Below are 4,977 nucleotides of genomic sequence, written 5' to 3'. Positions count from 1 at the left end.
CGCTGGCGGGGGCCGCTGCGGCCGGACATCGTCGACCGGCTGGACCGCGAGGGCCTGTTGCCGGCGATCCTGTTCATCTTCAGCCGCGCCGGGTGCGACGCGGCGGTGCAGCAGTGTCTGGCGGCCGGGCTGCGGCTCACCTCGCCCGAGGAGCGCTCGGAGATCCGCCGGGTGGTGGAGTCCCGGATCACCGCCATCCCGGGCGAGGACCTGTCGGTGCTGGGCTACTGGGAGTGGCTCGACGGCCTGGAGCGCGGGCTGGCCGCCCACCACGCCGGCATGTTGCCGGCGTTCAAGGAGGTCGTCGAGGAACTGTTCGTCCGGGGGCTGGTCAAGGCGGTCTTCGCCACCGAGACGCTCGCGCTGGGCATCAACATGCCGGCCCGTTGCGTGGTGCTGGAACGCCTGGTCAAGTACAACGGCGAGGCGCACGTCGACCTGACCCCGGGGGAGTACACGCAGCTCACCGGGCGGGCCGGCCGGCGGGGCATCGACGTCGAGGGGCACGCCGTGGTGGTGTGGTCCCCGGAGACCGATCCGCGGCACGTGGCGGGGTTGGCCTCCACCCGGACGTATCCGCTGCGGTCCAGCTTCCGGCCGTCGTACAACATGTCGGTCAACCTGGTCGGCACCGTCGGCGCGGCACCCGCCCGCGAGCTGCTGGAGTCGTCGTTCGCGCAGTTCCAGGCGGACCGGTCGGTGGTCGGCCTGGCCCGGCAGGTGCAGCGCAACACCGAGACCATCGAGGCGTACGGCGCGGAGGCGGCCTGTCACCACGGCGACTTCGACGAGTACTTCGCGCTGCGGGTCGCCATCGCCGACCGGGAGCGGGCCATCGCCCGTCAAGGGCAGAGCCAACGCCGGGCGGCGGCGGTGGCGGCGCTGGAGCGCCTGCGGGTGGGTGACGTGATCCGGGTGCCGTCGGGGCGCCGGGCCGGTCTGGCCGTGGTGCTCGATCCGGCGGCCGGCGGGTTCAGTGAGCCCCGGCCGCTGGTGCTCACGCAGGACCGGTGGGCGGGTCGGATCAGCCCCGGCGACTTCACCACCCCGGCCGAGGTGCTGGCGCGCATCCGGGTGCCCAAGCACTTCAACCACCGCAATCCGGCCGCCCGGCGTGACCTGGCGGCGCAGGTCAGCGGCACCGGGCTGGACCGGCACTCCCGTCGGGGCGCACGCGGCCGGCAGTCGGGGGAGGACCACCGGCTGACCCAGCTCCGCACCGAGATGCGGCGGCATCCCTGCCACGCCTGCCCGGAGCGGGAGGAGCACGCCCGCTGGGCGGAGCGTCGGCGGCGGCTGGAGCGGGACACCGAGGAGCTGCGGCAGCGGGTCTCCGGGCGGACGGGGTCGTTGGCGCGTACGTTCGACCGGATCGTGGCCCTGCTCACCGCGCGGGGCTACCTGACCGCCGAGGGCGCGGTGACCGACGCCGGGCGGATGCTGGGGCGGATCTGGACGGAGGCCGACCTGCTGGTGGCGGAGTGCCTGCGGCGCGGGGTCTGGGACGGGTTGTCCCCGGCCGAGCTGGCGGCGGCGGTCTCGGTGGTGGTCTTCGAGGCGCGCCGGGACGTCGACGAGCGGGCGTCGCTGCCGCGTGGCGGGGTCGCCGAGTCGGTCGACGCCACGTTGAAGCTGTGGAGCGAGATCGAGGCGGACGAGGCGGCGCGGGGCCTGACCGTCACCCGGGAGCCCGATCTGGGTTTCGCCTGGCCGGTCTACCGCTGGGCGCGGGGTGAGGCGCTGGCGAAGGTGCTGGCCAGCGGGCACGAGTTCGACGGCGAGATGCCGGCCGGTGATTTCGTCCGGTGGGCCCGTCAGGTGGTGGACCTCCTCGGGCAGCTTGCCGACTCGGGTGGGGCCTCGACCGAGCTGCGGGCCACGGCCCGGCAGGCGATCGCCGCCGTCAACCGGGGAGTGCTGTCCTACCATTCGCCGGCGTGAGGATGTCGCTCGGAAACCGACGCATCGCTGAGTAATCGTGACAACACGGCGTGAAGTGCCTCCGAACGCCTATTGTGCCTACTCGGGTGCTCCCCGATCATGTCTTCGGCGCGTCGCTACGCGCTGGTAGCAGCTCTGGGGGGAGCCCGTTGTGGCGGAAATCAATCATTTTGAATACGGATGGATCACGCCGGCGATCAGTTACGCGCTGTCGGTGCTGGGTTCCATCCTCGGCCTGATCTTCGCGGGCCGGATCCGGATCGCGCAGTCCACCGGGCAGAAGATCTGGTGGGGGACGCTCGCGGCGTGGGCGCTCGGCGGCACCGCGATCTGGACGATGCACTTCATGGCGATGCTCGGCTTCGCGGTGACCGGCTCGCGGATCCGGTACGACGTGCCGATCACCGTCGTCAGCGCGCTGCTGGCGGTGATCGCGGTCGGCATCGGCCTGGCCATCGTGGGCACCGGCCGGCTGTCGGCGGTACGCATCCTGGCCGGCGGCCTGTTCACCGGTCTCGGTGTGGCGGCGATGCACTACACCGGCATGGCCGCGATGCGACTGGACGGCCAGATCGGTTACGACACGCTGCGCGTGGTGGCGTCCATCGTGATCGCGGTGGTTGCCGCCACCGTGGCGCTCTGGCTCGCGGTGACCGTCCGTCGCGGGCTGGCGATCTTCGGCTCGGCGCTGGTGATGGGCGTGGCGGTCAACGGCATGCACTTCACCGGGATGAGCGCCATGTCGGTGCACCTGCACGACCAGCGGACCGACATCGCCGGGGCCACGGTCAGCACCATGCTCCTGCCGATCGTCCTGCTGGTCATCTTCGGCGTGGTGGGCCTGGTGTACGCCCTGCTCGCCGCGCCGACCGAGGAGGACCGGGCGGCGATGGCGTACCTGGACTCCCTGCGCGACCCGGCCGTGGCCGCGCCGGCGCCGGCCGCCGTCACCGCTCCCGACCCGGTCGGACTGCGGGCCCGGTCGAGCCTGGCCCGGCCCGGCGCCCAGTTCCCGTCCCGCCGGGACCGCCCGACTCGCTGAGTGTCGGCCCGGCCCCAGGGCCGGTGGTGGCCCCGAGCAACGGCGCTCGGGGCCACCACCGTGTGTGCCGTGGATCAGGACAGGGCCTTGAGGAACGGGCCGTGGGTGCGGCCGAACTCCCACTGGTAGAAGCGGTCCCAGTTGATCGACCACGTCATCAGGCCACGGAAGTTCGGGTTGGTGCCGCTGCGGGGCGTGTAGCCGCCGCAGTTCTGCCCCCGGACCAGGCAGGTGACGGCCGCCTGCACACCGGCCGGGGCGACGTAGCCGTTGCCGGCGCTGACCGACGACGGTGCGCCGAAGGCGACCTGGTCCTCCCGCAGCGCGGGGAAGACGCGGTCCGGGTTGCCGGCCACCGGGAAGCCGGCGAGCAGCATGTCGGTCATCGCGATGTGGAAGTCGGCCCCGCCCATGGTGTGGTACTGGCCGTCCAGCCCGACGATCGGGCCGGAGTTGTAGTTCTGCACGTGCAGCACGGTCAGGTGGTCCCGCAGCGCGTGGATCACCGGCAGGTACGACCCGGCGCGCGGGTCCTGGCCGCCCCACGGTCCCGGCCCGTAGAACTGGTGACCGAGCTGGACGAAGAACGTCTCCGGGGCCATCGTGAGCAGGAAGCCAGGCCCGTAGCGCTGCGTGAGCGTACGTATCGCCGAGATCAGGTTCACCACGACCGGGGTGGTCGGGTTGCGGAAGTCGGTGTCGCCGGGGTTCAGGTACAGGGAGTGGCCCTCGAAGTCGATGTCCAGCCCGTCGAGGCCGTACCGGTCGACGATCGCCGACACCGAGCGGACGAAGGTGTCCCGGGCGGTGGTCGTGGTGAGCTGGACCTGTCCGTTCTGCCCGCCGATGGAGAGCAGCACCTTCTTGCCCTGCTGCTGCTTGGCGCGGATCGCGGCGGTGAATTCGGCTTCGCTCTCCACCCCCGGGCACTCGGCGACCGGGCAGAGCTGGAACCGGATGTCGCCGGAGGTGACCGTGGTGGGCTCACCGAAGGCGAGGTTGATGACGTCCCAGTCGGCCGGTACGTCGGCCATCCGCAGGTAGCCGGAGCCGTTGGCGAAGCTGGCGTGCAGGTAGCCGATCAGGGCCCGTCGGGGCAGCCCGCCGGTGGGCGGCGTCGTCGGGGGCGGCGTGGTGGGGGGCACGGTGGTCGGTGGCGGGGTGCTGGGCGGTGTCGTGGTGGGCGGCGGTGTGGTGGGTGGCGCGGTGGTGGGTGGCGGGGTGGTCGGTGTGCCGCCGCCGCAGGAGGCGCCGTTGACCCGGCAGTCGGTGGGGGATCCCGGGCCGGTGGCCAGGAAGCCGAAGGAGGCCGAGGCGCCCGGGGCGAGGGTGCCGTTCCACGACCGGTTGGTGAAGGTGTGCCGCTGGCCGACGCTGCTGACGGTGGCGTCCCAGAAGGAGCCCAGGGCCGTCCCGGCGGGCAGCGTGAAGGCGACCTGCCAGGAGGTGATCGTGCTGCTGCCGCCGTTGGTGACGGTGTACCTGCCCTCCCAGCCGGTGCCCCAGTCGGCGGTCTTCACGAAGCTGGCGGTGGGACCGGCGGCCTGTGCCGGGGTGGCCGCCACCAGCGTGGTGGCGGCGATGGTGGCCAGGGCCGCGACGGCGGTGAGCAGTAGATGTCGGGTGGGGCGACGCATCCGGACCTCCCGGGGGACGAGGGCCGTCGAACGACGGATGCATAATTATTAAGATTGTTTACTGTAGATGTCCAGGGTTCGGTGGTGGCCCGACGGGCACGGTCCCTGATGGACGGTCGCGGAAAGTGTCGTACCCCGCACGCACCATGTATTCATGGCTGTCCCCGCCCTCACCCCAGGCACCGTCCCGCCACGCTCGCTGCCGCTGCGCGAGGCGCGCACCCGGCTGAGTCAGCTCGTCGCCATGGCGGAGCTGACCGACACCGTCACCGTGATCACCCGCGACGGCGATCCCCGTCCGGTCGCCGCGATCGTGCCGGCCGGCGCGGTGCGCACCGCCGCCCAGGCCCGCGCCGA

4 protein-coding genes are annotated in these 4,977 nt (G+C 72.4%); 3 read left to right on the top strand and 1 reads right to left on the bottom strand.

The annotated features are described in order from the left end of the window. Together EYA84_RS26340 and EYA84_RS26335 are read left to right on the top strand one after the other, a co-directional pair. A partial coding sequence (locus EYA84_RS26340; RefSeq protein ID WP_131056352.1) for an RNA helicase occupies nucleotides 1–1,941 on the top strand: 1,941 nt, incomplete at its 5' end. A 151-nt stretch (nucleotides 1,942–2,092) separates the two neighbouring features. After that, complete coding sequence (locus EYA84_RS26335; RefSeq protein WP_131056350.1) at nucleotides 2,093–2,983, top strand: MHYT domain-containing protein; 891 nt, start codon at nucleotides 2,093–2,095, stop codon at nucleotides 2,981–2,983. A 74-nt stretch (nucleotides 2,984–3,057) separates the two neighbouring features. On the opposite strand, the gene EYA84_RS26330 is transcribed toward EYA84_RS26335, so the two are convergent. Beyond that, a complete protein-coding gene (locus tag EYA84_RS26330; protein ID WP_131056348.1) occupies nucleotides 3,058–4,620 on the bottom strand; it encodes a chitinase in 1,563 nt (520 codons plus the stop codon). A gap of 154 nt (nucleotides 4,621–4,774) precedes the next feature. Between EYA84_RS26330 and EYA84_RS26325 the strand changes: the two genes are divergently transcribed. After that, nucleotides 4,775–4,977: type II toxin-antitoxin system Phd/YefM family antitoxin (locus EYA84_RS26325; RefSeq protein ID WP_131056346.1), on the top strand; the 203-nt coding region annotated here is incomplete at its 3' end.

Origin of the sequence: Verrucosispora sp. SN26_14.1 (assembly GCF_004307965.1) — a bacterium.
GTDB lineage: Bacteria > Actinomycetota > Actinomycetes > Mycobacteriales > Micromonosporaceae > Micromonospora.
The sequence above is the reverse complement of the archived record's forward strand: the minus strand, read 5'-3'. Positions and strand labels throughout refer to the sequence as shown.

What these genes read in the sequence shown, in the direction of transcription:
- EYA84_RS26330 (WP_131056348.1), bottom strand. Translation starts at nt 4,620, where the DNA reads ATGCGTCGCCCCACCCGACATCTACTGCTCACCGCCGTCGCGGCCCTG.